21 protein-coding genes, 3 tRNA genes and 2 pseudogenes are annotated in these 26950 nt (G+C 65.9%); 5 read left to right on the forward strand and 21 right to left on the reverse strand.

Features of this window, described 5'->3' with window-relative positions; all coding sequences use genetic code 11:
* Positions 1-49: 49 nt before the first annotated feature.
* The 5 genes from ITX31_RS01975 to rpsB form a co-directional block, all read right to left on the reverse strand.
* Positions 50-928 (reverse strand): phosphatidate cytidylyltransferase, encoded by an 879-nt coding sequence (locus ITX31_RS01975; RefSeq protein ID WP_416354781.1) that lies wholly within the window; start codon positions 926-928, stop codon positions 50-52.
* A gap of 77 nt (positions 929-1005) precedes the next feature.
* Complete coding sequence (gene frr / locus ITX31_RS01980; RefSeq protein ID WP_194781821.1) at positions 1006-1563, reverse strand: ribosome recycling factor; 558 nt, start codon at positions 1561-1563, stop codon at positions 1006-1008.
* Positions 1564-1740: 177 nt separating this feature from the next.
* Complete coding sequence (gene pyrH / locus ITX31_RS01985) at positions 1741-2472, reverse strand: UMP kinase (protein ID WP_152228541.1); 732 nt, start codon at positions 2470-2472, stop codon at positions 1741-1743.
* A 155-nt stretch (positions 2473-2627) separates the two neighbouring features.
* A complete protein-coding gene (gene tsf / locus ITX31_RS01990; RefSeq protein WP_194781822.1) occupies positions 2628-3467 on the reverse strand; it encodes a translation elongation factor Ts in 840 nt (279 codons plus the stop codon).
* 145 nt (positions 3468-3612) lie between these two features.
* Entirely contained in the window at positions 3613-4488 is an 876-nt protein-coding gene (gene rpsB, locus ITX31_RS01995; protein ID WP_194781823.1) for a 30S ribosomal protein S2, read from the reverse strand.
* A 486-nt stretch (positions 4489-4974) separates the two neighbouring features.
* On the opposite strand from rpsB, the pseudogene ITX31_RS02000 reads away from it, so the two are divergent.
* Positions 4975-5484 (forward strand): annotated as a pseudogene (locus tag ITX31_RS02000) (murein hydrolase activator EnvC family protein); the annotation flags it as partial.
* Positions 5485-5610: 126 nt separating this feature from the next.
* On the opposite strand, the gene ITX31_RS02005 reads toward ITX31_RS02000, so the two are convergent.
* The 14 genes and pseudogenes from ITX31_RS02005 to ITX31_RS02070 form a co-directional block, all read right to left on the reverse strand.
* Complete coding sequence (locus ITX31_RS02005) at positions 5611-6795, reverse strand: acyl-CoA dehydrogenase family protein (RefSeq protein WP_194781824.1); 1185 nt, start codon at positions 6793-6795, stop codon at positions 5611-5613.
* Between the two features lie 212 nt (positions 6796-7007).
* Positions 7008-7081 (reverse strand) — tRNA-Ile (locus tag ITX31_RS02010).
* A gap of 95 nt (positions 7082-7176) precedes the next feature.
* Positions 7177-8361: a glycosyltransferase gene (locus ITX31_RS02015; protein ID WP_194781825.1), complete on the reverse strand. Its 1185-nt coding sequence runs from the start codon at positions 8359-8361 to the stop codon at positions 7177-7179.
* A 45-nt stretch (positions 8362-8406) separates the two neighbouring features.
* Positions 8407-9339 carry a DMT family transporter gene (locus ITX31_RS02020; RefSeq protein WP_194781826.1) on the reverse strand — a complete coding sequence of 311 codons (933 nt, stop codon included), beginning with the start codon at positions 9337-9339 and terminating at the stop codon, positions 8407-8409.
* 24 nt (positions 9340-9363) lie between these two features.
* The gene (locus tag ITX31_RS02025) at positions 9364-9993 is read right to left on the reverse strand and encodes a CDP-alcohol phosphatidyltransferase family protein (RefSeq protein WP_323745548.1); all 630 of its coding nucleotides are present in this window, start codon (positions 9991-9993) and stop codon (positions 9364-9366) included.
* A gap of 33 nt (positions 9994-10026) precedes the next feature.
* Entirely contained in the window at positions 10027-10866 is an 840-nt protein-coding gene (locus ITX31_RS02030; RefSeq protein ID WP_228528907.1) for a phage holin family protein, read from the reverse strand.
* A gap of 64 nt (positions 10867-10930) precedes the next feature.
* Entirely contained in the window at positions 10931-12364 is a 1434-nt protein-coding gene (locus ITX31_RS02035; RefSeq protein WP_194781827.1) for a sugar porter family MFS transporter, read from the reverse strand.
* Positions 12365-12490: 126 nt separating this feature from the next.
* Positions 12491-13578, reverse strand: a pseudogene (locus ITX31_RS02040) (NAD(P)-dependent malic enzyme).
* A 53-nt stretch (positions 13579-13631) separates the two neighbouring features.
* Positions 13632-13704: transfer RNA gene (locus tag ITX31_RS02045), tRNA-Asn, on the reverse strand.
* Positions 13705-13831: 127 nt separating this feature from the next.
* Positions 13832-13904 (reverse strand) — tRNA-Asn (locus ITX31_RS02050).
* A gap of 51 nt (positions 13905-13955) precedes the next feature.
* The gene (gene dnaG / locus ITX31_RS02055) at positions 13956-15908 is read right to left on the reverse strand and encodes a DNA primase (protein ID WP_194781828.1); all 1953 of its coding nucleotides are present in this window, start codon (positions 15906-15908) and stop codon (positions 13956-13958) included.
* Positions 15909-15944: 36 nt separating this feature from the next.
* The gene (locus ITX31_RS02060; protein ID WP_194781829.1) at positions 15945-17228 is read right to left on the reverse strand and encodes a deoxyguanosinetriphosphate triphosphohydrolase; all 1284 of its coding nucleotides are present in this window, start codon (positions 17226-17228) and stop codon (positions 15945-15947) included.
* Positions 17229-17234: 6 nt separating this feature from the next.
* Positions 17235-18407 (reverse strand): tRNA dihydrouridine synthase DusB, encoded by a 1173-nt coding sequence (gene dusB / locus ITX31_RS02065; protein ID WP_194781830.1) that lies wholly within the window; start codon positions 18405-18407, stop codon positions 17235-17237.
* A 75-nt stretch (positions 18408-18482) separates the two neighbouring features.
* Entirely contained in the window at positions 18483-19907 is a 1425-nt protein-coding gene (locus tag ITX31_RS02070) for a YibE/F family protein (protein WP_194781831.1), read from the reverse strand.
* 150 nt (positions 19908-20057) lie between these two features.
* Between ITX31_RS02070 and ITX31_RS02075 the strand changes: the two genes are divergently transcribed.
* The 4 genes from ITX31_RS02075 (at position 20058) to ITX31_RS02090 (ending at position 24605) form a co-directional block, all read left to right on the forward strand.
* Entirely contained in the window at positions 20058-20735 is a 678-nt protein-coding gene (locus tag ITX31_RS02075; RefSeq protein ID WP_194781832.1) for an ATP-binding cassette domain-containing protein, read from the forward strand.
* Positions 20735-22858: a YhgE/Pip domain-containing protein gene (locus tag ITX31_RS02080; protein WP_228528908.1), complete on the forward strand. Its 2124-nt coding sequence runs from the start codon at positions 20735-20737 to the stop codon at positions 22856-22858. The genes ITX31_RS02075 and ITX31_RS02080 overlap by 1 nt, the downstream gene beginning before the upstream one ends.
* Before the next feature lie 40 nt (positions 22859-22898).
* Positions 22899-23462, forward strand: a complete 564-nt coding sequence (locus tag ITX31_RS02085) for a TetR/AcrR family transcriptional regulator (RefSeq protein ID WP_194781833.1) — start codon at positions 22899-22901, stop codon at positions 23460-23462.
* 180 nt (positions 23463-23642) lie between these two features.
* A complete protein-coding gene (locus ITX31_RS02090; RefSeq protein ID WP_194781813.1) occupies positions 23643-24605 on the forward strand; it encodes an IS481 family transposase in 963 nt (320 codons plus the stop codon).
* An 18-nt stretch (positions 24606-24623) separates the two neighbouring features.
* On the opposite strand, the gene ITX31_RS02095 is transcribed toward ITX31_RS02090, so the two are convergent.
* Positions 24624-25529, reverse strand: coding sequence for a GNAT family N-acetyltransferase (locus ITX31_RS02095; RefSeq protein WP_194781834.1), 906 nt, complete (start codon positions 25527-25529; stop codon positions 24624-24626).
* Entirely contained in the window at positions 25529-26917 is a 1389-nt protein-coding gene (locus ITX31_RS02100; RefSeq protein WP_194781835.1) for a glycine--tRNA ligase, read from the reverse strand. Before ITX31_RS02100 ends, ITX31_RS02095 begins: the two co-directional genes overlap by 1 nt.
* Positions 26918-26950 lie beyond the last annotated feature (33 nt).

Raw genomic sequence — 26950 nt, forward strand, 5'->3', positions numbered from 1 at the left:
TCTTACGTGTTCCCCGCCCGAGACCCGGGCAGGACTCCCCGGAAGGGCGCTACATTGCGCCCGGAACAAGCAGTACGGAGAGCAGGAACACCACCGGTGAGGCAAAGACCACGGAGTCCAGCCGGTCCATTGCCCCGCCGTGGCCGGGGAGCAGGTTGGACATGTCCTTGACGCCAAGTTCACGCTTGACCATGGACTCGGAGAAGTCCCCCGCCGTTGCCGCAGCGACGGTAGCTACCGCCAGCACCAGGCCGAACCACCACGGCTGGTCCAGGAACAGGACGGCGGCGAGGACACCCACCACGGTTGCCCCGGCAACGGAGCCGCCGAAACCCTCCCACGATTTCTTGGGGCTGATCTTCGGTGCCATGGGATGCTTTCCGAAAATCGCGCCCACCAGGTAGCCGAAGGTGTCATTGGCAACCACCAGCAGCAGCAGCACTGCCACCCGGGTCTGCCCTTCGGGCTCCCTCAGCAGCAGGAGCGCGAAGCTCAGCAGGAACGGAATCCACAGGATCACGAACACGCCGGCAAGGATGCTGCGCAGGGCGTCCTGCGCCGTGTCGATGGTCCGCCACAGCAAGACCGCAATGCCCGTTCCGGCAAGGGCCATCGCCAGCGCCTCCGTGCCGCCGAAGTAGGCGGCCAGCGGCACTGCTACGGAGCCGACCAGCACCGGAACATGCGGAACCTTGATCCCGCGTATTTCCAATGCGCGGGACACTTCCCAGACGCCGACGGCGGAGAACGCCGCGGCGATCACGGCGATTGCCACCGGGGAAAACAGCAGGCCCACCAGCAGCCCGCCAAGCAGGACGACGCCGACGGCGATGGCCGCGGGCAGGTTGCGTCCGGCTTTGGACGGCTTGCGCTGCTTTGTGGTTCGGGCAGCCGCAGTGCGGGCCCTACGGCCACCGGGAACACTCATGTCCGTGCCCTTCGCTGCCGGGTCTGCCTCAGGAGACGGGGAACCGCCAGCCTGGGTTGAAGGCTGGGATCGGTTCATCAGACCTCTAGCAGCTCGGCTTCTTTGCGCTTGAGCAGCTCATCAATGGATTCAGTGTGAGCCTTGGTCAGTGCGTCCAGGTCCTTTTCGGCACGGTTGCCGTCGTCTTCGCCGATTTCCCCGTCCTTGACGAGCCGGTCCAGGGAATCCTTGGCCTTGCGGCGGATGTTGCGCACCGAAACCTTGGCGTCTTCGCCCTTGCCGCGCACGATCTTCACGTACTCCTTGCGGCGGTCCTGCGTCAGTTCGGGCATGACGACCCGGATGACCTTGCCGTCATTGGACGGGTTGGCACCTACCTCGGAGTCGCTCAGTGCCCTCTCGATGGCGCGCAGGGCGGTGACGTCGTAAGGCGTGATCAGCAGGGTGCGCGCGTCCGGGGTGGCGAAGGACGCCAGCTGCTGCAGCTGCGTCGGGGAACCGTAGTAGTCCACCAGGACTCTGGAGAAGAGTGCGGGGTTGGCACGGCCGGTGCGGATGGTCGAGAAGTCCTCCTTGGCAACCTCCACAGCCTTGTCCATCTTGTCGGCTGCCTCTTTCAAGGTCTCTTCGATCACGGTGTCTCCTCGTTGGAAGGGAATTGCCAGTGCCGGACAGTACCGTGCAGTGGCTTTAGGGACGGGCTATATTGGGGCGGAATTGGACTCTTCTACCATCCTAACCCGCGCGGCTCCCGCGCCGGCACCTGCGGCAATGCTGCCGCGGGTGCCGGCGGGTGAGCTGCGGCGGGAGGCTTAGTTCGAGACGACGGTGCCAATCTTCTCGCCGCGGATGGCACGGGTCACGTTGCCTTCGCCCTCCATGCCGAACACGACCATGGAGAGGTCATTGTCCTTGCACATGGTCATGGCGGTCTGGTCCATGACCCTGATGTCCTGCCGGAGGGCGTCGTCGTACGTCAGGGTCTCAAGGCGCTGGGCGCTGGGGTCCTTGTTCGGGTCGGCAGTGTAGACGCCGTCCACGCCGGACTTGGCCATCAGCACCTCGTCTGCGTGGACTTCGAGTGCACGCTGGGCGGCCACGGTGTCCGTGGAGAAGTAGGGCAGGCCGGCGCCGGCACCGAAGATGACAACCCTTCCCTTTTCAAGGTGGCGGATCGCCCGCCGCGGAATGTACGCCTCCGCGACCTGGCCCATGGTGATGGCGCTCTGGACGCGGGTTTCAACGCCTGCCTGCTCCAGGAAGTCCTGCAGCGCCAGGCAGTTCATGACCGTACCCAGCATGCCCATGTAATCAGCGCGGGAGCGGTCCATACCGCTCTGGGACAGCTCGGCACCGCGGAAGAAATTGCCGCCGCCCACCACGATCGCGGTCTCCACCTCGCCAACCGTTGCGGCGATCTGCTTGGCCACGGAGCGGACGGTTTCCGGATCCACACCCAGCTTCCCTCCGCCGAACACCTCGCCGGAGAGCTTGAGCAGCACGCGGCGGCGCGGAGTGTCGGTTTCTTTCAGGGCGTGGTCCATGATGCCTCCCGGGGCAGTGCTGGTGAATAAACGTGTCAGCTGGTTCAAGGGTAGTAAGGGGATTTGGACAGGCAAAAGGGGTGGCCACCTTTCGGTGGCCACCCCCTCTATGCCATCATTTCGCGTTCGCTGTGCGTCCGCGCCGTCTCGGTGCCTTAGGCTCCGACGCGGAACCGTGCGAAGGCGGTCGGCTGAACGCCGGCTTCCTTCAGGACGGTGGCAACAGTCTTCTTGGCGTCCTTGGCGAACGGCTGGTCAAGCAGCACGATCTCCTTGAAGAATCCGGTCAGGCGGCCTTCGACGATCTTCGGCAGTGCAGCTTCCGGCTTGCCTTCGGCGCGCGCTGACTCGTCAGCGATGCGGCGCTCGTTCTCAACCAGGTCCGACGGAACTTCGTCGCGGGTCAGGTAGGTCGGAGCATAAGCAGCGGTGTGCACGGCGATGTCGTGTGCTGCGGTAAAGGCTGCGTCGCCTTCGCCGTCAACGGCGAACAGAACGCCAACCTGTGCAGGCAGGTCCTTGGAGGTCTTGTGCAGGTAGGCGTCGACGGTCTTGCCTTCGACACGTGCCACCCGGCGGACAACAACCTTCTCGCCCAGGATCGCGCCTTCTTCGACGACAACCTCGGACAGCGGCTTTCCGTCAACCTCGTAGGCCAGGAGGGTCTCAGCGTCAGCGGCGCCGGACTCCACGGCTGCGGCCAGGACGCGGTCTGCGAGTTCGATGAACTTGGCGGACTTGGCAACAAAGTCAGTCTCGCAGTTAAGTTCAATCATCACGCCGACGGTGCCGTCGATGACCTTGGCAGCAACCAGGCCCTCGGCGGTGGAACGGCCTTCGCGCTTGGTTGCGCCCTTCAGGCCCTTGATGCGGATGAGCTCCATGGCCTTGTCGGCGTCGCCGTTGGCCTCATCGAGAGCCTTCTTCACATCCATCATGCCGGCGCCGGTGCGCTCGCGCAGGGCCTTGATATCAGCAGCGGTGTAGTTCGCCATTTGGACTCCAGTCCTCCCGTAATAAAAGTATTGGTGCAGTTCCGCCAGTGCGGCGGGCCGGGTTTCCGGCCCGCCGCACAGGCGAAGGTTCCGCGACGGCAGCTGCTATTGCTATAACGCAGCGGCCGTCACAGTGGAAATCGAATTACTTTGCTTCTTCAGCGGGAGCTTCGGCGGCGGGAGCCTCCGTAGCAGCCTCAGCGGCCGGAGCCTCTTCAGCGGTTTCAGCAGCCGGAGCCTCTTCAGCTGCCGGAGCCGCTGCGCCTTCGAGCAGTTCGCGCTCCCACTCAGCCAGCGGCTCAGCCGGGGCTTCGGTGTTGCCGGACTTGTTGTGGCGGGCGATGAGGCCCTCGGCAACGGCGTCGGCGATGACGCGGGTCAGCAGGTTGACGGAGCGGATGGCGTCGTCGTTGCCCGGGATCGGGAAGTCGACGTCGTCCGGGTCGCAGTTGCTGTCAAGGATGGCAACAACGGGGATGTTCAGCTTCTTGGCCTCGTCAACTGCGAGGTGTTCCTTCTGGGTGTCCACGATCCAAACCACAGACGGAGCCTTGGTCAGGTTGCGGATGCCGCCCAGGTTGGATTCCAGCTTGGTCAGCTCACGCTTGAGGAGCAGGAGCTCCTTCTTGGTGTGGCCGGAGGAAGCCACGTCGTCGAAGTTGATCTCTTCAAGTTCCTTCATGCGCTGGATAGGCTTTGCAACGGTCTGGAAGTTGGTCAGCATGCCGCCGAGCCAGCGCTGGTTGACGTAGGGCTGGCCAACTCGGGTGGCCTGCTCTGCGATTGCTTCCTGCGCCTGCTTCTTGGTGCCGACGAACAGCACGGTTCCGCCGTGGGCAACGGTGGCCTTGACGAACTCGTATGCACGGTCGATGTAGGACAGCGACTGCTGCAGGTCAATGATGTAGATGCCGTTGCGCTCGGTGAAGATGAAGCGCTTCATCTTCGGGTTCCAACGGCGGGTCTGGTGACCAAAGTGGACGCCGCTGTCGAGCAGCTGGCGCATGGTAACGACGGGCATGTCGTCACTCCTTCCGGCAGCAGCGCGGCGCTGTGCGCACGCTGTAGGCTGCCAATTGACGGTTATCATCAGCACCCGGCGGGTGCCGCTCCTGGTGCCCATCAGCTGCCTGCCTCGAGGAGGCCGGCGGCATGCGTCCCTATCCCGGTGTACACCGGACCGCAGGAACGCACCCAGTTTTCCCTTGCGGAAAGCGTGGATAGTTGGGGCACGCGTAGTCAGCCTGCAGTGCGCACATTCCGTCCTGCTTTCCGGGGCGGCCCTCCGGAGCGCCAGTGGCGGCAGAAGGGACTTTTCCCGGTTGGGCAGGGAGGATCAGCGCGCAGCAAACTGCTTCGTCAAGTGTACTACAGCGTCGGAGCACTTCTGCCCGCCGCCAAGCGTCCCCTCCTGCACAGCCGCGGATCATGCCGGCGACTGAGGATCCCCTCCCCTGCTTCGGCTACGGCCGCGCCGCACCAGCCTCCGCTGGACTTGACTCGGCCCATGACTTGTCCCGCTCCGGCCAGCACGCCGATCCCTCGCCTGCCTGCGGCCGCGCGCCTCAGCGGCACAGCGCAGGTAAAACCCCGGCGGCTCACACCGGGCGCGGGTGCGGCGTCAATACTAATCCTGGTGCTGGCCTGCCTCCTGACCGCCGGACCCGGCCGGGCGGAGCCGGCACCAGCCGGGCCGGGGTGGCGCTGGCCCCTTGAACCTGAGCCGCACGTTCTGCGGACGTTTGACAAACCCGCGCAGCGCTGGCTGCCCGGCCACCGCGGAGTGGACCTTGCTGCCGCGCCGGGGGACGCAGTGCTGGCTCCCGCCGGTGGTACGGTCCGCTTTTCAGGGCGCGTAGTGGACCGCGGGGTCGTGACTGTGGACCACGGCGGCGGCTTGCTCAGCAGCTTCGAACCCGTGACGGGCGACCTCTCCCCCGGCGACCCGGTCCTGCCGGGCCAGCGGCTTGGCGAGGTTGAGCAGCGCGGCGGTCCCGGCCCGGAAACCGGTCAGCCGCACTGCCCCGGCAGTTGCCTGCATTGGGGAGTGCGGCTGGACGGGGACTACGTGGATCCGCTGGCCTTCATCGTGGACCGGCGCCCGAGCGTACTGCTCCCTCTCGGCATCGGCCCTCCGGAAGGCTTAGACGAAAGCGGCAATTCCAGTGATGGCCCGGCCGGTCACCAGGGTATTGATCTCGTAGGTTCCCTCGTAGGAGTAAATCGCCTCGGCGTCTGCGAAAACCTTGGCCATGCCGTAGTCGGTGACAATTCCGTTGCCGCCCAGGATGCTGCGTCCCAGCGCGACCGATTCGCGCATCCGGGCGGTGGTGAAGGCCTTCGCCAGGGCTGACTGCTCGTCCTTTGCGCGGCCTTCGTCCTCGAGCTGCGCCAGCCGGACCATCATGCCCATCGAGCTGACGGTGTTTCCGAGGATCTGCACCAGCTGTTCCTGCACCAGCTGGAAGGATGCCAGCGGCTTGCCGAACTGCCGGCGTTCGACGGCGTACCGGCGGGCGACGTCGAACGCTGCCATCTGCTGGCCCACAGCCTGCCATGCGACAGCCAGGCGCGTGACCTTCAGGACCTTGTTGGTGTCCCGGAAGCTGTTGGCACCCTTGAGGTGGTAGTCGTCGCTGACCACAACGTTGTCCAGCACAATGTCCGCGTTCTGCACGGTGCGCAGGGCGATCTTGTTCTCGATCTTGGTGGCCGTGTAACCCTGGCTCTTAGTGTCCACGAGGAACCCCTTGACCTGGTTATCCGCTTCGTCGCGGGCGTAGATGACAACCCAGTCGGAGAAGGTGGCGTTGCCGATCCAGCGCTTGGCGCCGTTCAGGATCCAGTTGTCCCCCTCGCGGCGGGCGGTGGTGCGGGTTCCGCCGGCCACGTCGGAACCGCCGAGCGGTTCGGTCAGGCCAAAGGCACCAATCTTCTTCAGGGAGTAAATGTCCGGCAGCCAGGCTTCCTTCTGCTCATCGGAGGCCAGCGCTTCAATAGATCCGGTGAACAGGCCGTCATGCACGCCCATGAAGGTTGCAAAGGAAGTGTCGGCGCGGGTGAATTCAGCGTGGCAGAGGCCGGCGAAAAGGTTGGAGTAGCCCTGCCGGTAGACCGGGGACACTACATCCAGCTCGGCGAGCTTGGGAATCATGTGGGTGGGGAAGGTTCCGGCGTTCCACCAGTCATTGGCGTACGGCTTCACCTCGGCCGTCAGCCAGGACCGGATCTCGTGAAGGCGGTCGCGCTCCTTGTCGCTGAGCAGGTCTTCGAATGCGTAGAAGTCGCCGTCCGCGTAGGGGAGGTTGTCGACGTCGCTAGTTGCCATGGAATGTCCTTCGCTGATCCAGTTCGATCCGGGCCGAGAAGCCGGCTGCCCCTTATGTTACCCGCGAGTAACATCGGGCACAATCCCTTCACGAACCGGTTTTCCCGACCTGGAGGCCCGCTCCCGCGGGAAACAAAAACACCCCGGTCCGAAGACCGGGGTGCTGGACGGCGATGCTTCCGCCGGGAATGGCCGGAGGTGCGCCATACGGGTAGGGCTGGTGGGGCTTGAACCCACGACCCACGGATTATGAGTCCGCTGCTCTGACCGGCTGAGCTACAGCCCCGCGTCCTGCCGCAGTTTCCTGCAGGCAGTACGAATATCCTAATCGGGTGCAGCCCCGGAGACCGAATCCAGCAGTCCCCGGTGTCGCGGCGCGCACTAGGCAGGGCTGTCCGCCCGGTAAAGGTCCTCGAACGTGGCAAGCGTGCCCTCGAGGCTGTGCGAGTCAACCATGGTGCGGCTGTACCGGCCCATTTCCAGCCGCTCGTCTTCCGGCAGCTCCAGAATTTCGGTGATCCGGCGGGCCACTTCGGTGCTGTCGCCCGGTTCGAACAGGAACCCGTTCCGGCCCTGTTCCACCAGGTGCGGCAGCGCCATGGCGTTGGCGAGCAGCACCGGCGTGGAGGCGGACATCGCCTCGAGGGTTACCAGCGACTGCAGCTCGGCGGTGCCGGGCATGCAGAAGATGTCCGCGCGCAGGTAGGCCTGGCGCAGTTCCTCGTCACTGACCAGTCCGCGGAAGTCAACGCGGTCCGCAATGCCCAGCCGCTTGGCCAGCGCGACGAGGGCTGGCTTAACCTCTCCGCCGCCGACGATCTCCGCATGCACGTTCAGCTCCAGCGGCGTTTTCGCGACGGCGTTGATCAGCACGTCAACGTGCTTCTCCTCTGCCAGCCGTCCCACGAACAGCACCGTGGGGTGGTCCGGACGGTCAACCGACTCGCCGGCACGGAGTTCATAGGTTGATGCATCGATTCCGTTGGAAAGCGGCAGAACGTCCGGAAGCCGGGCGTACTCCACCATGGCCTTGGCAGCCAGCGGGGTTGGCGTCGTCACGACGGCAGCCCTGCCCATGACCTTGCCCATATCCCGCCAGGAGTTCCTGGCGACGATGCGCTTGAACCACTTGGGGAACGGCAGGAACGGATCCAGGTTTTCCGGCATGAAGTGGTTGGTGGCCACCACTCGGATTCCACGCTTGCGGGCAGCGTAGAGGGTGTACTCCCCCACCATGTAGTGGCACTGGATGTGCACGACGTCCGGTTTCACCTTGTCCAGCAGCGTCGAGATGTGCTTCTTGATTTCCCACGGCAGGCAGATCCGCCAGTATTCGTGGGTCGGCACCCCGTGCGAGCGGAGGCGGTGCACCGTCCAGGGTCCGTCGGTCTCTGAATGCGAGGGCCCGCCCTGCGGGCTGGGAGCCAGCACGTGCACATTGTGCCCCCGTCGGTGCATGCCCTGCGCCAGGCGAAAGCCGAACTGGGCTGCGCCGTTGAGGTGCGGCGGATAGGTGTCGCAGGCGATCAGGATGGTCAGCGGCTTGCCTGCCGGTTCCTCGGTCACGTAAGAAGTCCTCTATTGGTGTTGTGGCGGTGGGGCCGCACGGTATCAGGGCTTGCGGGTGGCTCCGGCCCGGGTGGACGCGGGCTTCTGCCGCCGCTTGTGCTTCTCCCGGCGCTTGATGACGTCCGGATGGTAGCGGGACAGAGCGACCACCCCAACAATAGCAATCACGGCGCAGACGCCCATGGCGACGCCCAGCACGGCGGGGACATCCGGCCGAAGTTCATTGAGCACGCCAATTCCGATGGCGATGCCCACCATCGGGTCGATCACGGTCAGTCCCGCAATGACCAGGTCCGGCGGGCCGCTGGAATAGGCGCTCTGCACGAACCAGGCGCCCAGACCGCCGGCGACGGCGATGCCCGCGATGGTGTACCAGGGCACATTCAGCAGGAAGCGGCCGTTGGGGTCCAGCAGGTCTGCAGCGATGGTCTTCGTCAGCACAGCGACGAAGCCAAATAGGATGCCGGCGCCAAGGATGTGGGCTATTGCTCCCAGCCGTTTGCCGAACAGGAGGTTCAGCAGGCCAAAGAAGGCCACGACCACGGCGAGGATCAGCACGATCACGATTTCCTGATGGGGTTCAACTACCTGCTCGGTCCGGGTTGCCCCCACGGCAAGAAGCACGAAAAGCATGCTGCCGACGACGCAGGCGACGATGGACACGACCGTCACCCGGTTCAGGCGCAGCCCCTGGTCCCGGGAATTGACGATGGTGGTGATAACCAGTGCCAGGGAACCAATGGGCTGGACCACCGTCAGCGGTGCCATCGCGAGTGCCGCAACGTTCAGGGCAGTACCCGTGCCCAGCAGGAGCAAACCGAAAAGCCAGCGCGGGTTGCGCAGCAGGCGCCCAAGTCCGGCGGAACTGAGGCTTAGTCCGCCGGTGTCAGCACTCACCGCACTGCCTTGGCGCTGGGCGCCGAAGGCGAGGAAGACTGCGCTGGCAAGGGCACAGGCGATCGCGACGGCGGTCATCGTGGAAGCGCTCCGGATCCGGGCCTAGGAACCATGGGCGCCGCCCGCAGTTCCGAGCTGCCGACGGTGCTTGCGCCAGGAGGCCCTCAGGTAGCCGGCACAGGCGACAACATGCCCAACGCATCCGAGGACCAGTACGGTGTTCCCGGCAATGGCCAGCCACTCATATTCGAAACCGGGAACTTCGTGGAGCAGCAGCATCGGTGCACCCACCAGCAGCAGCGCCGTGCGGATCTTGCCGATGTTGCTCACCGGCAGGTTGGGACTGCCGCGGAACAGAAGGAGGGAATTGATGATCAGGATGACGTCCGGGATGACAATCGCCCAGATAAACCAGCCCGGCGCTATGTGGTCAACGACGAACATCGTTGCCACGATGATCAGGGCCAGCCGGTCCGCCACGGGATCCAGCCACTTGCCGGTGACCGAAACCTGGTCCAGCCGGCGGGCAAGGTAACCGTCCACCCAGTCCGTGGAGCCCACAAGAACCAGGGTGACGAACGCTGCCCCGTAGTTGTCCCTCAGGATCAGCCAGACGAACAGCGGCACACCGAGGAACCGCAGGACGGTGATCAGGTTGGGAATCGTCCAGAAGGTATCAAGGACCCGCTCGCCCCGGCCCGGCCGTGCCCCGGCACCGATGAGCCTGATCACTATCGAACTCCTTCTGCCTTCCTTTTCAAAACGCTATTTTCGCAGGAGCCTGCGCAGCAGGATCCCCATGGCCAGCAGGGAAGCGCCCAGAACCGCGAGGGGCTGCCTGCGTTCGCGGAACATGGCACCGACCTCGTCTGCCAGGCCCTCCTCCTGGTGGGCGCCAGAACCTGCGGTGCCGTTTCGGCGTCCTGCTGCACGGCGCGCCTTGAGGTCCGCCATCTGCTTCCTGACGTCTGCCTTCTCGCCCAGTCCGTCGCGGACGGCGGCAATGTGTTCACGGCGCTGGCGCAGCCGGATCCGCAGTTCCTCGGGGGTCGGCTTCTGCACGGCGTCCTCGGGCTTCTCCTGCTTGCCGTCTTCGGGCTTCTGTTCCTTGGGCTTCTTCGGCGCATCCAGGGTGGCGGGGTCGAAGCTGCGTCCTTCCTTGAGGACGCCGAGGTCATAGCGGATTCCCCGGAGGGCATCCTCAGGGACCAGCGGCATGGTCTTCTTGAACCGGTTGACGCCCACCAGTGCGGCAATCGCGGCAATCACCAGGAACAGTGCGGCGACCAGGAGAGCAGCCAACCAGGCCGGCATGACGGTCGCGAGTCCGAGAATGGCGGCGGCGATCAGGGCTACCCCGAGCGCGGCCAGGAAGAGAAGCGCGACGACGACGAAGGCGGCAGCAACGCCGGCCTTGATGCCTTTCTGCTTCATCTCCGCCATGGCCAGGGACAGCTCGTCGCTGACCTGGCGGGGCAGCAGCCGCGCCATCACCTTGGTCAGACCAGCGAGGGAGGAGCTCCCGTTAGCCCGCTGGGTCCTGGTGCTTGCGGAGCTGTTCATCGGCTCTGCCCCCGTCTGCTCGTTACTGTTAGCCGTTGCCATTACCCAAAATTACCATTCTCCTCAGGTTTCACTAGCCGATGTCTGGGCGCCCCAGCACCATGAGTCACACTTTGTCCCGGTTCTCCTCCAACTCACGCCCGGAGAGTTCGGGAAGCCTGGTTTTGACGAACCAGAAGGAGACCACGGCGAAGATCGTGAAGATGGCGTACATGATCCACAGCCCGAAGTTCTCGCTCACCCAAGGGAAGGAGAGCGTGACGATGAAGTTGAAGATCCAGTTCACCATGGTGCTCAGTCCCAGGGCGAGCGAACGGATGTTGTTGGGGAAGATCTCCCCCAGGGTCACCCACATGACCGGGCCCCAGGTCGCGGCAAAGAACACGACGAACAGGTTGGCGCCGATCAGCGCGACGGCTCCCCAGGGCTGCGGCAGCACTACCTCACCACTGCTGCTGTCTGCCTGGAAGAAGGACACGGTAGCTGCCAGCAGGCCGATGAACATGCCGATAGAGCCGGTCATGAGCAGCTTGCGGCGGCCAATCCGGTCCACGAAGGCAATGGCGACGATGGTCATCAGCACGTTGACGACGGAGGTGATAACCGACGTCGTAAAGGAGTCCGATTCGCTGAAGCCAACGGACTGCCACAGCGTTGTGGAGTAGTAGAAAATCGCGTTAATGCCCACCAGCTGCTGAAGTGCTGCGATGGACATGCCGATCCACAGGATGGGCTTCAGCCCCAGCATGGTGCCACGAAGGTCCGCGTACGTGGCCCGTTCCTCGTTTTCGAAGCTGTCCCGGATTTCGCGGATCTTCCGGTCAGTGTCGCTGACCCCGGTGATGTCCCGGAGCACCCGCGCAGCTTCCTCGTCCCGGTTTTTCCGCACCAGGTACTGCGGAGACTCGGGGATCGTCAGCGCGAGGACTCCGTACACGATGGCCGGGACCACACCAACCAGGAGCATCCACCGCCAGGCTGCCATACCCCACCACAGCTCGTTGAACGCGCTGCCGGCGGTGTTCGCGAGCCAGGCGTCGGAGAGCAGGGCGGCGAAAATGCCCAGGGTGATGGCCAGCTGCTGCACCGATCCGAGCGCTCCGCGCCACTTCGCGGGAGCCACCTCGGCAATGTATCCGGGGGCAATGACCGACGCCGTGCCGATGGCCAGGCCGCCGATCAGGCGCCAGAGCATCAGGTCCCAGACGCTGAACGCCCAGGCGGAGCCGATGGAATTGACGGCGAAGAGGATGGCCGCCGTCACCATGACAGTCTTGCGGCCCAGCCGGTCCGCAAGCTGTCCGGCAAACCATGCACCAACCGCGCAGCCCAGCAGCGTGATGGCGACAGTGAAGCCCAGGACACCTGCGCTGAGCGAGAATTCGCCGCCGATCGCGTCGACGGCTCCGTTGATCACGGCTGTGTCAAAGCCGAACAGCAGTCCGCCTACTGCGGCGGCTACGGTTACTGCAATGACTTTTGCCGGATGTGCAACGTGTCCGGCGTTTCCCTGGCTAGGGCCTGTCTGGCTGGCACCCATCGGTTCCTCGGCTTTCCTAGTGCTGGGAAATAACCAATAAAGCCTACTCCAACACTAAGCATCCTTTGGATCACTGGGAACTGCAGCAGCACTATTCCGCCCCAGCGCCCACTGCAGGCGGCGGGTTTAGCCTGCCGCGTCCGCTACCGCCGCGGCCACTGCCGGCGCCACCCGCGGATCCAGGGGGCTGGGAACGATGTGGGCGGCTGACAACTCGTCGCCTGCCAGCCCTGCGATGGCAGCCGCCGCGGCCACCTTCATTGCGGGTAGTGATCCGCTGGGCGCCGCTGTCCAGGGCTCCGCGGAAGATGCCCGGGAACGCAAGGACGTTGTTGATCTGGTTCTGAAAATCGCTGCGGCCGGTTGCGTCGACGGCGGCGTACCGGGCCGCAACGTCCGGGTGCACCTCGGGACCGGGTTTGGAAAGGGCAAAGATGATGGCGTCCGGCGCCATGGTTGCCAGGAAGTCTTCCGGCATGGTTCCCGATGAGACCCCGATGAAGGTGTCGGCTCCGGCCATCGCCTCTCCGGAGGAGAGGATCCCGCGCGAATCCAGGACAACGACGTCGTTCACTCCGGCTTCCAGCAGGATCCTCGCGCAGGCGACGCCGGCAGCTCCTGCTCCGGAGATCACCACGCGCATGCCGGTCAGTTCGCGTTTGGTGAGGCGGGCCGCGTTGGTCAGCGCTGCCAGCACCACGACCGCTGTTCCGTGCTGGTCGTCCTCGATGAGGCGGCTCTCCAGCTCGAAGCAGCGGGGCGCGGAAATGTCCTCCAGATTCACCGCGCCGAAACTGGGGCGAAGGCGGACCAGGGTCTCGATGTTCTCATCAACATCCGTGGTCTCCAGGACCAGCGGAATCGAGTTCAGGCCGGCAAACGTTTTGAACAGCGCCGCTTTGCCCTCCATGACCGTCAGGGAAGCGGATGCACCGATGTCCCCCAGGCCGGGTACGGCAGTACCGTCCCTGACCACTGCCACCAGCCGGGAGACCCAGGTATGGGTGGCACCCAGCTGCGGATCCCGCCGCGATTCCGCGGCTTACCTGGGCGACTCCGGGGGTGCAGGCAATTGAAAGGGCATGCTTTGAATCCAGCGGCTGCGTGGTTTCAACCGAAAGCTTGCCGCCTTCGTGGAACGCGAAAATTTCCTGCTCGGTAATGGGTGCAGGTACTGGCCTTGGCTGCGACCGGAGCGTCTGCGCCGGGCGGATACGGCTTGGAAGCAGCAAGGGCCCGTGACGGTGTCACGGGCCCTTGCCGGTTGCTCCCCCGACTGGACTCGAACCAGTAACCCTTCGATTAACAGTCGAATGCTCTGCCAATTGAGCTACGGGGGAAAGCGGCGACATTCAGTCTACACCGGCCCGGCAGCTGTCACCGACTGCCCGGCCTGTTTCCCGCTGCCTGGGCCGGAAGCGAGAAGAAGGCTCCTGACCTGTTTGTGTACAGGTCAGGAGCCAATTGCTCCCCCGACTGGACTCGAACCAGTAACCCTTCGATTAACAGTCGAATGCTCTGCCAATTGAGCTACGGGGGAAAGCGCGACTATTACTTTACAGACGAAAAGCCAAGAAACGAAATCCGTGTCTCACTGCATCTCGCGCAGGGCCCGGCGCTGCATTTCAAGCTCCATGAGCTCCCGGTTGAGCTGCTGGAACAGGGCTGGGTCGGCGCCGGGATCCAGGCGCTGCAGCTGCCCCAGCTTCTCCGCCTTCAAGTGCGTCACCTGAAGCTCGAAGAGCCGGTTGAGGATGTCCCGGCAGTACATCGCCAGCGCATCAGCGTCACGGGCAGGGATAGGCGTGACGGCCAGTTCGCTGACGAACCCGCGCAGCGCATCCGGTAGTTCCTGGCGGACCTGTTCCACCCATGCCGCGGCAGACGGTGGAACCTCCCCAGCAGCCCGCACGGCGTTGTGGACAGCCACGTAGGCCGGAACGGTGAACCGCGCTGCCTTGAAACGCTCCCACTGGCCGGCGTCCAGGAGTCCGGGCTGCTGGAGTACGACCTCCAGGGCCTGGCGTTCCATTCGTGCCGCGGGGTCGTTGGGATCCGGGCGGACGAAGGACGGGGCCTCGGGCGCGGCTTCCTGCACGGGGTACGGGCCGGCCTGCGGCGGCGTGTGCTGGCCCTGCTGCCCGGGGTGGCTGTGGGTGCCCTGCTGGCCCTTCGAGTGCTGCGCGACGTTCGGGTCCCTGGCTTCGCGCTGGCGCTTCGCCGCGGCATTGACCGCACGCAGGACGTCGTCCACCTCGCTGCCCAGCCAGCCGGCAAGTTCCCGGGCGTAGGCAGGGCGCATCGCCGAATCACGGATTTCGGCCACCACGGGGGCGGCTGCCCGGAGGGCGGAGATGCGGCCCTCCACGGTGTTCAGGTCGAACTTGGCCAGGGTGGAGCGGATCGCGAATTCGAACAGGGGCCGGCGGGACCGGACGAGTTCCGCCACTGCTGCGTCGCCCTTCTGCTGCCGGATGTCGCACGGGTCCATCCCGTGGGGGTCGGCGGCGACGAAGGTCTGCGCGTTAAAGCGCTGGTCCTCCTCGAACGCCCGGAGCGCCGCCTTCTGGCCGGCGGCGTCGCCGTCGAACGTAAAGATGACCTCTCCCCCGGTGCCGTCATCGGACAGCAGCCGGCGGGCAATCTTGATGTGGTCGGTGCCGAAGGCGGTGCCGCACGTCGCGACGGCGGTGGTGATGCCCGCGAGGTGGCAGGCCATGACGTCCGTGTAGCCCTCCACGACCACCAGCTGGCGGTCCTTGGCAATTGAACGCTTGGCCAGGTCAATCCCGTAGAGAACCTGGGACTTCTTGTAGAGCGGGGTTTCCGGGGTGTTCAGGTATTTGGGGCCCTGATCGTCCTCGTACAGCTTGCGGGCTCCGAACCCGATGGTTGCGCCGGTCAGGTCGCGGATCGGCCAGATGAGCCGGCCGCGGAACCGGTCGTAGAAGCGGGAGGCATCCTGTCCGGTGGAGAACATGCCGGTCTGGGACAGTTCCTCCCGGGTGAAGCCCCGGCCGGTGAGGTGCTTGAGCAGCGAATCCCAGCCCTGCGGGGCGTAGCCGACGCCGAAGTGCTCAGCGGCGGCGGGGTCGAAGCCGCGTTCAGCGAGAAAGCTGCGGGCCGCGGCGGCTCCCGGGGTGAGCAGCTGCTCGCGGAAGAACTCGGCGGCTACCTTGTGCGCGTCCAGCAGGCGCTGTCGCTTGCCCACGTCTTCACGGCGCGGGCCGGTGCCGCCGTCTTCATAGTGGAGTTCGTAGCCCAGCCGGGAGGCGAGCTTCTCGACGGTCTCGGAGAACGTGCCGTGGTCCATTTTCTGCACGAAGGAGATCACGTCGCCGCTCTCGCCGCAGCCGAAGCAGTGGTAGGTGCCTACCTGGGGACGCACATGGAAGGACGGCGAACGTTCGTCGTGGAAGGGGCACAGCCCCTTGAAGGAACCAATGCCGGCGGACTTGAGCGTGACATACCCGTCCACTACCGCCTTGATGTCCGTGCGGGAACGTACTTCATCAATGTCTTCGCGCTTAATCAGGCCGGCCATGGTTCTACCTTATTCCCCGGCACCAAACCCGGGTTGCTACCAAAGGGCCGGAACCGGGCCTACCAGGCGTTCGTGCAGGGCCAGCGCGGACCCGTCGGTCAGCGAGGCCACCTGGTCGATGACCAGTCGGAGCCGGGCGCCGTCGTCGGCCGCTTCCCGCCAGTCAGCAGCGAACATTGGCTCGAGGTGCCGGTCGCCGGTGGCGGAGAGCTGGGCAACCAGGTTGGTGAGGACCTCGCGCTGGCGTTCATACAGCGGCTGCCGCTGGTCCGTGGTCATCACGAAGGTGGTGGCCAAACCCTTCATCACGGCAATTTCAAGCTGCGTCGCTTCGGGAACAACCATTTCGGCGTTGTACCGGGTCAGCGGGTCCGGCCCGTAGATCTCCCGGGTAGCATCCATGGCGCTGGAGCAGAAGCGGCCGATCAGCTGGCTGGTCATGTCCTTCAGCGCCGCCATGGAGCGGCGGCTGCCGTCGGCTTCACGGACCCAGACGCCTTCGGCCTCCAGCCGGGCGAGGGCTGCGTCCACGGCGGCGGGATCCGCAGTGGGCACGTACCACTGCTGGGTGTAGCCGACCACGCGGGCGCGCTGGTCGGGGTTGTCCAGCCACTTCAGCTGCACATGTCCGGCGACGATTGCGTCTTCGACGTCGTGCACGGAGTAGGAAATGTCGTCCGCCAGGTCCATGACCTGCGCCTCCAGGCAGGAGCGGCCGGCAGGGGCGCCGTCCCGCAGCCAGGTGAAGACCGGGAGGTCGTCCTCATAGACGCCGAACTTGGTGGTGCGGTGCCCGTTGACCAGCGGGGCGTCGACGGCGGACCACGGGTACTTGCAGGCCGCGTCCAGGCTCGCGCGGGTGAGGTTCAGGCCGGCCGGGGACCCGTCCGGGGCGATGATCTTCGGTTCCAGCCGGGTGAGCAGCCGCAGGGTCTGCGCGTTGCCCTCGAAGCCGCCGATCGCGTGGGCGATGTCATTCAGCGCGGTTTCGCCGTTGTGCCCGAACGGCGGGTGCCCCAGGTCATGGGACAGGCAGGCGGCGTCGACGACGTCGGGATCGCAGCCAAGCGCGTTGCCGAGCTCGCGTCCCACCTGGGCCACTTCCAGGCTGTGGGTAAGCCGGGTGCGGACAAAGTCGTCGGTGTCCGGTGCCACCACCTGCGTCTTGGCGCCCAGCCGGCGCAGGGCCGAGGAATGCAGTACCCGGGCACGGTCGCGGCCGAACTGGGTCCGGTGCGTGCTTTTTGCCGGTTCGGTGACCCAGCGCGACTGGTCGACGTCGGTGTAGCCGGCGGTCCGGAAAACCTGCGGAAGGGTCATGAGTTCTTAGCCACCTGATACATCGAGTTCGGCTGCCGCAATGATGGCTTTCTGGGCGGGGTTCAGTTCCCGCCCGTCCAGCCACCCTTCCGGCAGGGCTGTCTTCTTGGGTGTGCCTGCCCGGCCGCGGGGGCCCTCGGCATCGGCGCCGGGGTACGGGGCGGTGGGATCGAGCTCCGCCAGGAGAGAGCGGAGAACCTCAAGGGAGGGTACGGTCGCCAGCTTGGCCCGCAGCTCTCCCCCCACCACGTAGCCCTTGAAATACCAGGCCATGTGTTTGCGGATGTCCCGCAGGGCAATGACCTCGTCCCCGAAGGTTTCAACCAGCAGCTCGGCGTGCCGGTAGACGCTGTCCGCCACTTCCTTCAGTCCGGGGCGATGGCGGTCTCCGCGGCCTTCGAAGGCGGCCTGCAGGTCAGCGAAGAGCCACGGGCGGCCCTGGCAGCCGCGGCCAATGACGACGCCGTCGACGCCGGTCTGCTCGACCATGGCGATGGCGTCTTCTGCGGACCAGATGTCTCCGTTGCCGAGCACCGGTACGTCCGGCAGTGACTCGCGGAGCTCGGCGATGGCGTTCCAGTCGGCCTTGCCGGAATAGAACTGGGAAGCGGTGCGTCCGTGCAGCGTTACGGCGGCTACCCCGGCGTCGCGGGCGATCCTGCCTGCCTCACGGAACGTGAGGTGGTCTTCGTCGATGCCCTTGCGCATCTTGATGGTCAGCGGGATGTCTCCCTTGGAGGCTTCCCGGACGGCGGTCTGGACGATCGCCGTGAACAGGTCCAGCTTCCAGGGCAGGGCCGAGCCGCCGCCCTTGCGGGTCACCTTGGGAACCGGGCAGCCAAAGTTGAGGTCGATATGGTCCGCCCGGTCTTCCTCCACAAGCATCCGGATGGCAGCGCCTACGGTCACGGGGTCCACGCCGTAGAGCTGGACGGAGCGGACGGACTCGTCGTCGTCGTGCTGGATGATGCGCAGCGACTCCGGCGAGCGTTCCACGAGCGCCCGGGAGGTCACCATCTCGGTGACGTACAGTCCGCCGCCGTACTCACGGCACAGCCGGCGGAACGCCTTGTTGGTAATGCCTGCCATGGGAGCCAGGATCACCGGCGTATCAATGGTCAGCTTGCCGAGCTGCAGCGGCGGCAGTTCAAGCCTGGTCTTAGTGGTTGCAACGCTCACCTTCCTATTCTCGCAAGCGGGTGCAAATCCTGCGCGGGTTTGTGTGGCGGGTGTCGCTGCCGGGGCATTTCCGGCTTACTCCGGAGCCTGCTCTTCCGCCGGGCCACCGGACGGGGAGCGCCTCGCCCGGGCGCCGCGCCGCGTGCCGGGCTCCTCCGAACCGGCAGGCCCGCCGCCCGCAGACGCACCGGGACCGGCCGGCACGCCAGCGGGCTCACGTTCAGCTTCGGCAGCACCCGCGCCGGTGTCCGGCGAACCGTCTGTGGCATTTCCCCGCGCCCCGGACAGGCCCACTGCCTTCACCACCAGGACGGCGACGGCGGTGGTCACCGGGATGGCAAGGACCAGCCCGATGGATCCAACGAGTGTGCGCACCACCTCCTCGGCCAGTTCACCGCTGGTCAGGGTCTGCAGCAGGGTGCGGTCGTACAGGGAGACCAGGATCAGGACCGGCAGGGCCGCACCGGCGTAGGCGAAGGCGATGGTGTAGACGGTGGAGGCAATGTGGTCCCGTCCCACCCGCATGGCTCCGGTGAACAGGCGCCGGGCGGATGCCCCGGGGGCCAGCTCATACATTTCCCACACGGCGGAGGACTGCGTAATGGTCACGTCGTTCAGCACGCCCAGTCCGGAAATGATGAGCCCGCAGAGGATGATGCCGGAGATCGAGAGCTCGTCCGAGGCGTTGATGAGGGCATAGGCGTTCTCATTGTCGACGCCAATCAGGTGGGCGGCGTCCGTTGCCCATGCTGCCAGCCCGGCGGTGATCCCAAGCCCGAACAGGGTGCCGAGCAGCGCCGTCGAGGTCCGCGCCGAGAAGCCGTGGGCGAAGTAGAGCACTCCGATCATGATCACGCTGGATCCCACCAGGCCCAGCAGCAGCGGCGGCTTGCCTTCCACCAGTCCCGGCAGGATGAATCCGGCCAGCACAGCATAGGCGCCGCCCAGCCCGATCAGGGCGCGCGCTCCGCGCCAGCGGGCAACGGCGATGACTACTCCCGCATACAGCACGGCGAGCGCCGCGATGGGAACGCTGCGCACGAAGTCCATGAAGATGTACGGCGGCGCCCCGCTGTCCACCATCACGTTCTCCAGGTTGAGGTAGCGGATGGTGTCTCCGGCCTCGATGGCATTGGTCTTGGCGACCTCCGGGGGCACTTCCACGGGAACGGCCGAACCGCCCGAGGAGGGCAGCACATGCGCCACCTGGCACTGGGGTGCCTGCACGCCGGCCTGGGTGAGCGTGACGGAGGACGGACAGTCCTCTATGCCCACGCGCTGGACGGATCCGGTGTCGATGGTGACGCCCTCGGCGGTGGCGTAGGGGTCCGCAATGGTGATCTCCCCCGGCTCCCCGCTGGGCCACAGCGCAATCATTCCGGCGACAGCCAGCAGGCCGAGCGGAACGAGGATCGCGGTGAGCAGCCGGTTGGCCCTTCGCCGCGCGGAGAGCGCCGTGCGGGTGGGTGTTCCGGCGTCGTGCAGATGGCTGTGTCCCATGCAGGTCCTCACTGGGTTGGGCTGACCGGATGCCCGGTGCGGGCGTGCACCCCCATTCTCCCCATGCCGCGGGCTGATTTACGAATTCGCGCCCCGGCGGGTCTATACTGACTGGTCAGTACAAAAAGTCGATCTCGCGAAAGGTACGTCGTGCAACCGGTCATCACCGCGGAGGAACTCAAACTCTCCGCAGCCAGGGGCAGGGTCTACGGCCCGCTTAGCTTCACTGTCACAGATCCGCTCAGTGTCCTGTGCGGCCCCGCCGGCAGCGGCCGAACGAGCCTGCTGCTCACCCTGGCCGGGCGCATGAAGCCGGACAGCGGGAGCCTCGAGGTGCTCGGCCTGCAGCTTCCCCGGCAGGCACGGCAGGCCCAGCGGCAAACTGGCATCGCCGGGTTCAGGGACATCGACGAGCTGGAGCCCGGAGTCACAGCCGGCGCGGCCGTGCGCGAGCGCCTGGCCTGGCTGGCACCGTGGTGGCGCTTCGTTCCCAGGGTCTCGGACCGTCAGATGGCACGGATCTGCGGGCAGGTCTTCGGACAGCTCGAGGTGCCTCCCGCAGGAACCGTGATCTGGGACCTCGGCGAGGCGGAACAGTTCCTGCTGCGCATTTCGCTGGCCATGCTCGCCCGCCCGTCAGTCCTGTTCGTGGACGACATCGAACAGCTGCAGAGCAGCCGGGCGCGCGCCGTGGTGGAGGAACGCCTGGCTGCGCTCGCTGCGGCCGGCACCGCCGTCGTCGTCGGAACGGCTTCGCTGCCAACCCAACCGTGGAGCGGAGCGGACGTTCAGCCCTCCGCCGTGCTGATCGCCGAGGAGGCGCACTGATGTTTGCCATGTTTTCCCCCGGCACCGAACTGAGCCGGTTCAAGCGGGGCACCCTGCCCAAGATCGCCGTCGTTGTGATGCTTTTCATTCCGCTGATCTACGGTGCGCTGTACCTGTGGGCCTTCGACTCCCCCGACAAGCACCTGGACGGGCTGTCCGTTGCGCTGGTCAACGAGGACGAGGGAACTGTCCGAGACGGTGAACCCCTCAACGCCGGGGATGAACTCGAGCACAAACTGCTCGACGGCGCCGACTTGGACTGGCATGCCACGGACGCAGCGGATGCGGCCGGCGGCGTCTCGGACGGCACCTACTACCTGTCCCTGACCATCCCCCGGGACTTCTCCGCGAGCGCCGTGTCCGTGGGCACGGAGCACCCGTCATCCGCCACACTGAAGGTCGACTACAACGACTCCAACAACTTCCTGGCCGGCGTCCTGGGCAAACAGGCAATGGCCCAGGTCCAGGCGGCCGTCTCCTCCCAGCTGGGTAACCAGGTCGCCTCGAGCCTGCTGGTGGGCCTGAACGACGCCGGGGCCGGCCTTCGGGACGCTGCGGACGGCGCGGGGGAACTCACCGAGGGAATCGACTCGGCAGTATCAGGTGCAGGGCAGCTCACCGCCGGACTGGGCAGCCTGGCCGACGGAAGCTTGACCCTGCAGGACGGCGCCTTCCGCCTCTCCGCGGGCGCGCAGGCACTGGCCTCAGGACTCACCGACCTCGCTGCCGGAACTTCCGCCCTGTCCGCGGGCAGCGGCGACCTGGCAGGCGGGGCGCAGTCCCTCTCCGATGGAACGGCACAGCTTTCCACCGGCGCGGCCGGCGTTGCCTCCGGAGCGCAGACGCTGCAGGAGAATCTGTCCGTCCTGTCCGGCAAGCTCAGCAGCGCGGTTCCACAGTCCGGCGAGCTGAACGCGGGGGCGTCGCAGGTCTCCTCCGGGCTGGACTCCGTTGTGGCGGGAATTGCGGCCCAGGATCCAAACAGCCCGCTCCTCGAACAGCTGAAACCGCTGGCCGAAGGAGCACGCCAGGTTGCCTCAGGTACGCAGACGCTGCAGACCGGCGTTGGCGAGGCGGCCGACGGCGCCGGCCGGCTCGCGGCCGGAAGCACGGACCTGTCCGCCGGCGCGGCCCAGGTGAGCGCCGGGGCGCAGTCTGCTGCGGACGGCGCGGCTGCCCTCTCCTCCGGTGCAGGCGACCTTGCAGCCGGAGCATCGCAGGTGGATGCCGGAGCCCAGGATGCGGCCCGGGGCGCAGCTGAGCTAAATTCCGGCGCGGCCACCCTCAGCGGCGGCACCAGCGACCTGGCTGCCGGGGCCGGGGAACTGCTCGACGGCGGCACTGCGCTGTCCGAAGGCGCCGGCCGGCTCTCGGCGGGCAGCCACAGCCTCGCCGATGCCCTGGCCGCGGGCGGACAGGCCCTTCCCCAGGATTCGGCCGAGTCGATAGATGCCAAGGCAGCCGTTGCCGCGGATCCCGTGGAGCTCGACGCCGGTTTCGCCACCCAGGCGGACAGCTTCGGCGAAGGGTTCGCGCCCTTCTTCCTCGCGCTGGCAACCTTCGTGGGCGCATTGATCACCTGGCTGCTGCTCCGTGCCCTGCCCACCCGGGCACTGGCAGCGGGTATCTCCGGCTTCCGGGCCGCCGCCACCGGTCTCATCCCCGCGCTGGCCATCGGCCTGGGCCAGGTGCTGATCATGATGGCCGTACTGGTATGGGGACTGGACATTCATCCCGCCTACCTCCTGGGCACGGGAGCGTTCCTCTACCTGACCACGGTGGCCTTCCTGGCCCTGCAGCAGATGCTGATCATCGTGCTGGGAACCGCTGCCGGCCGGGTGGCCTCCCTGGTGCTGCTGATGCTGCAGCTCAGCTCCTCCGGCGGCACCTATCCGGTGGAAACCACGCCGGGCTTCTTCCAGGCGCTGCATCCGTTCATGCCGGCGACCTATGTAGTGAACGGGCTGCGGGCCCTGATCACCGGAGGCGTTGACGCGCGGATGTGGACCGCCGTCGCCGTCCTGGGAATCCTCACCGCGGTCTGCGTGGCCGTGAGCGCCCTCAGCGCCGGCCGGCAGCGCATGTGGACCATCAAGCGGCTGCACCCTGAGCTGCACCTCTAAGATCAGAGGAAACCACCGGAGAAACAAAAGGACTCATTGAATGCCACGGGTATCAGGCACCAAGCGGTCGATCCTGGGCGCCGCTTTGGAGCTGGCGTCATTGAACGGGATCACCGGCACCACCATGGAGGACGTCGCAGTGCGCGCCGGAGTGGCCAAGGGCAGCGTCTATTACAACTTCTCCTCCAAGGACAAGCTCTTTGAACAGCTGCTCCTGGACGGAATCGGGACGCTGGCCGAGACCCTGCGGCAGGCACGGGACGGAAAAACGGGCGGGCAGGCGCTGGCTTCCATGGTCGGTGCGATGCTGGAACTCATTTCCGGGAACCAGCCCCTGGCCAAGCTGATCGCCGCGGAGATTTTCCGCACGGACCGGTCCTGGCAGACCCACCTGCAGACCGTCCGGCGGGAGGCGCTGGCGGAAATCGTGGCGGTGATCCGGGAAACCCATCCGGAGCGCCCGGATGCGGAGCTCATGGCCGGCACTATTTTCGGCGCCGTCCTGGTGGGCGGCATCGAATGGCTTGCCTTCTCCCCCGAACGCAGCGTGGAGGAAGTATCCGAGTCAGTGCTCTTCACCCTTTCCGGCCGGCTCACCGCCTGAGGCGTCTCTCTTCGCACCGAGATAGCAGAAAGTGCACGTATCAGGCCTGATACGTGCACTTTCTGCTATCTCGAGCGGTGGGCCTAGCTGTACTGAGACACCACGTTAGTTACACGTGAATAGGGTGAAGACCTCTTAGGTTTGGTGGTTACCACACACAGCCGAACCCAAGAGGTCTTCATGTCCCACGGTAATGCCCGTCTGGCTCCGGCCGGAAGAATGATCCTGGTCCAGCGCGTCGCTTCCGGGCGGCCGGTAGCCCATGTCGCGAAGGAAATGGGTATCTCCCGGCCCACCGCTTACCGGTGGGTCAACCGGTACCGGGAAGAAGGCCCGCCCGGTTTGGAAGACCGTTCTTCGAAGCCCAAAACGTGCCCGCACGCGACCAGCCCGGAGAAAACCGCCGAGGTCCTAACAACCCGTACCGAGCACCGCACCGGGCCGGCCGATATCGCATCCCGCACCGGGGTAGGCGTCCGCACGGTGTCCCGGATCCTTCTTCGTTCCGGTGTCCCCAAGCTCTGGGAGCTGGATCCGCTGACCGGTATCCGCATCCGTGCCGCCCGGGCAACGGAGCGCCGGTATGAACGCGACGCTCCCGGGGACATGGTCCATATCGATGTGAAGAAACTCGGCCGGATCCCGGACGGGGGCGGCTGGCGGGCAGACCCGAATCAGTCCGCTCGCAACCACAGCACCGGCCACACGAGAGTCGGTTTCGACTACGTCCACGTCGCCGTGGACGATCACTCAAGGCTCGCGTTCGTGGAAGTCCACCCCGATGAGAAGGGTCCGACCTGCGCCGGGTTCCTGCAGCGGGCTGCCGCGTTCATGGCCGCGCACGGAGCGCCGGTGAAACGAGTCATGACGGATAACGCGTTCGCTTACCGGCTCTCCAATGACTTCCAGGCGGTGCTGTCCACGTTGGGTGCCAAGCACATCCTGATCAAGCCCCGCCATCCTTGGCAGAACGGCAAAGCCGAACGCTTCAACCGGACCCTGCAGGAAGGCTGGGCCTACCGGCAGGTCTTCGACTCCAACCAAGCCCGCACCGATGCCCTGCAACCGTGGCTAGACTTCTACAACCACCAACGCCCACACGGCAGCCTCGGAGGCAAAGCACCCATCACCAGGTGTAACTAACGTGCTGTCTCAGTACACCTAGCTGCTGAGGATCAGTGTCTCCGGGCCGTCCCGGCGGGCAGCGCCGGCGGCCAGCAGGCGGTCCAGCACCTTGGCCAGGGCTGTCATCGAGTCATCGACTTCCAGCTGCACCGGGTACTGGTAGGCCAGCATGGCCAGCAGCGATTCAACCGCGGCTTCCGCCTCGGTCTCCTCCAGCGAGGTGTCCCAGCCCAGCAGCACATCCGCGGGGGCGTCGGTGCGCTCGGAGGTGTAGCTCACCGCAAACGCGGCGATCTTCCCGCCTTCATGCTTCGGCTTGTCCCTGAGCACCACGGCACCGGACGCGCCGGTGGCCTCGTGCAGCAGCATCTGCTGGGCCCGGCCGATTCCCATGTCCGCCCGGTCCCAGTTGTGGACAGCGTTATAGAAGTCGGCGACGGCGCGGGTCAGCTCAACCGACCCGGTGGCTGCTTCCTCCAGCTGTGGTCCGTGGTCCTCGAAGACGGGGAGCTTAAGCTTGCCCGGTTCAACGATCACCGACCGCGAGCGCTGGATCGGCTCCAGCCCGGCGGCGGCGGCGAACGCCGCGCCTGCGGAGCCCGGAGCAACCTTGGCGCGGAGCCTGGTAACGCCCGACGGCGCGTTCTCGGCTTCCTTGCGCAGCATGCCCAGCAGGGTGGAACCGAGGCCGGCACGCCGGTTATCCCGCGCCACCTCGATGTAAACCCATAGCCGGTCCGGGTGCAGGCTGGTCTCGTAGACCACCCCGGCGGCCACCGGCACGCCGTCGTCCTCCGCCACGATGCAGCGGCTCCACGGCTCGTTCGCCGAAGGCCGCAGGACGGAGCGGAAGTGCGCGGCTTCCCCGGTCTCGGGGTCGCCCCAGAGCTGGATCAGGGCGAGGTCGTCATCCTCGCGCCATTCGCGGAAAGTGATCGCCATTACGCGCCGATCAGCCGTTCGGCCAGGTAGCCCTGGACCTTGTCCAGGCTCACGCGTTCCTGGGCCATGGTGTCCCGCTCGCGGACGGTGACGGCCAGGTCATCGAGCGTGTCGAAGTCCACCGTGATGCAGAACGGGGTGCCGATCTCGTCCTGGCGGCGGTAGCGGCGGCCAATGGCGCCGGCGTCATCGAAGTCGATGTTCCAGTTCCGGCGCAGCTGGGCGGCCAGCTCCTTGGCCTTCGGGGACAGGTCCTCGTTGCGGCTCAGCGGCAGCACTGCGGCCTTGACCGGAGCCAGGCGCGGATCCAGGCGCAGCACGGTGCGCTTGTCCACGCCGCCCTTCGCGTTGGGGGCCTCGTCCTCGGTGTAGGCGTCCACCAGGAACGCCATGAAGGAACGGGTCAGGCCGGCAGCGGGCTCGATCACGTACGGGGTGAACCGCTCGTTGGTGGCCTGGTTGAAGTAGCTCAGGTCCGTGCCGGAGTGCTTGGAGTGCGTGCCCAGGTCAAAGTCGGTGCGGTTGGCGATGCCTTCGAGCTCACCCCACTCCGACCCCTGGAAACCGAAGCGGTATTCGATGTCCGTGGTGCCCTTGGAGTAGTGGCTGAGCTTCTCCAGCGGGTGCTCGAACAGGCGCAGGTTCTCCGGGTCGATGCCCAGGTCCGTGTACCAGTTCTTCCGGGTCTCGATCCAGTACTTGTGCCACTCCTCGTCCGTGCCGGGCTCGACGAAGAATTCCATCTCCATCTGCTCGAACTCGCGGGTGCGGAAGATGAAGTTGCCCGGGGTGATCTCGTTGCGGAAGCTCTTGCCGATCTGGCCGATGCCGAACGGCGGCTTCTTGCGGGAAGTGGTGAGCACGTTGTTGAAGTTCACGAAGATGCCCTGGGCGGTTTCCGGGCGCAGGTAGTGCATGCCCTCTTCACTGGCCACCGGGCCCAGGAAGGTCTTGAGCAGGCCGGAGAATTCCTGCGGCTCGGTCCACTGGCCCTTGGTGCCGCAGTTGGCGCAGGCAATGTCCGCCAGGCCGTTTTCCGGCGCGCGGCCCTTCTTCTCTTCGTATTCCTCTTCGAGGTGGTCCGCACGGTAGCGCTTGTGGCAGCTCAGGCACTCCACCAGCGGGTCGGAGAAGACCTCCACGTGGCCGGAGGCTTCCCACACGGCACGCGGGAGGATGACGGCGGAATCCAGGCCGACGACGTCGTCCCGTCCGCGGACCATCGACTGCCACCACTGCTTCTTGATGTTTTCCTTCAGCTCGACGCCGAGGGGCCCGTAGTCCCAGGCGGAACGCGAACCACCGTAGATCTCACCCGACTGGAAGACGAAGCCCCTGCGCTTGGCCAGGGAGATGATCGGATCCAGTTTGGATTTGGTCGAAGCCATGTGAATGGTACCGCCGTTCTTTCTGCTCACGCA

Source organism: Arthrobacter gandavensis (assembly GCF_015355785.1).
In the GTDB taxonomy this organism is placed as follows: domain Bacteria; phylum Actinomycetota; class Actinomycetes; order Actinomycetales; family Micrococcaceae; genus Arthrobacter_B; species Arthrobacter_B gandavensis_A.

Excerpts from the sequence above, each read along its gene's own strand:
- ITX31_RS01975 (WP_416354781.1), bottom strand. The coding sequence starts at position 928 with ATGAGTGTTCCCGGTGGCCGTAGGGCCCGCACTGCGGCTGCCCGAACC.
- pyrH (WP_152228541.1), bottom strand. The coding sequence starts at position 2,472 with ATGGACCACGCCCTGAAAGAAACCGACACTCCGCGCCGCCGCGTGCTG.
- tsf (WP_194781822.1), bottom strand. The coding sequence starts at position 3,467 with ATGGCGAACTACACCGCTGCTGATATCAAGGCCCTGCGCGAGCGCACC.
- rpsB (WP_194781823.1), bottom strand. The coding sequence starts at position 4,488 with ATGCCCGTCGTTACCATGCGCCAGCTGCTCGACAGCGGCGTCCACTTT.
- ITX31_RS02005 (WP_194781824.1), bottom strand. The coding sequence starts at position 6,795 with ATGGCAACTAGCGACGTCGACAACCTCCCCTACGCGGACGGCGACTTC.
- ITX31_RS02020 (WP_194781826.1), bottom strand. The coding sequence starts at position 9,339 with ATGACCGCCGTCGCGATCGCCTGTGCCCTTGCCAGCGCAGTCTTCCTC.
- ITX31_RS02030 (WP_228528907.1), bottom strand. The coding sequence starts at position 10,866 with ATGGCAACGGCTAACAGTAACGAGCAGACGGGGGCAGAGCCGATGAAC.
- ITX31_RS02035 (WP_194781827.1), bottom strand. The coding sequence starts at position 12,364 with ATGGGTGCCAGCCAGACAGGCCCTAGCCAGGGAAACGCCGGACACGTT.
- dnaG (WP_194781828.1), bottom strand. The coding sequence starts at position 15,908 with ATGGCCGGCCTGATTAAGCGCGAAGACATTGATGAAGTACGTTCCCGC.
- ITX31_RS02060 (WP_194781829.1), bottom strand. The coding sequence starts at position 17,228 with ATGACCCTTCCGCAGGTTTTCCGGACCGCCGGCTACACCGACGTCGAC.
- ITX31_RS02070 (WP_194781831.1), bottom strand. The coding sequence starts at position 19,907 with ATGGGACACAGCCATCTGCACGACGCCGGAACACCCACCCGCACGGCG.
- ITX31_RS02080 (WP_228528908.1), top strand. The coding sequence starts at position 20,735 with ATGTTTGCCATGTTTTCCCCCGGCACCGAACTGAGCCGGTTCAAGCGG.
- ITX31_RS02085 (WP_194781833.1), top strand. The coding sequence starts at position 22,899 with ATGCCACGGGTATCAGGCACCAAGCGGTCGATCCTGGGCGCCGCTTTG.
- ITX31_RS02090 (WP_194781813.1), top strand. The coding sequence starts at position 23,643 with ATGTCCCACGGTAATGCCCGTCTGGCTCCGGCCGGAAGAATGATCCTG.
- ITX31_RS02095 (WP_194781834.1), bottom strand. The coding sequence starts at position 25,529 with ATGGCGATCACTTTCCGCGAATGGCGCGAGGATGACGACCTCGCCCTG.
- ITX31_RS02100 (WP_194781835.1), bottom strand. The coding sequence starts at position 26,917 with ATGGCTTCGACCAAATCCAAACTGGATCCGATCATCTCCCTGGCCAAG.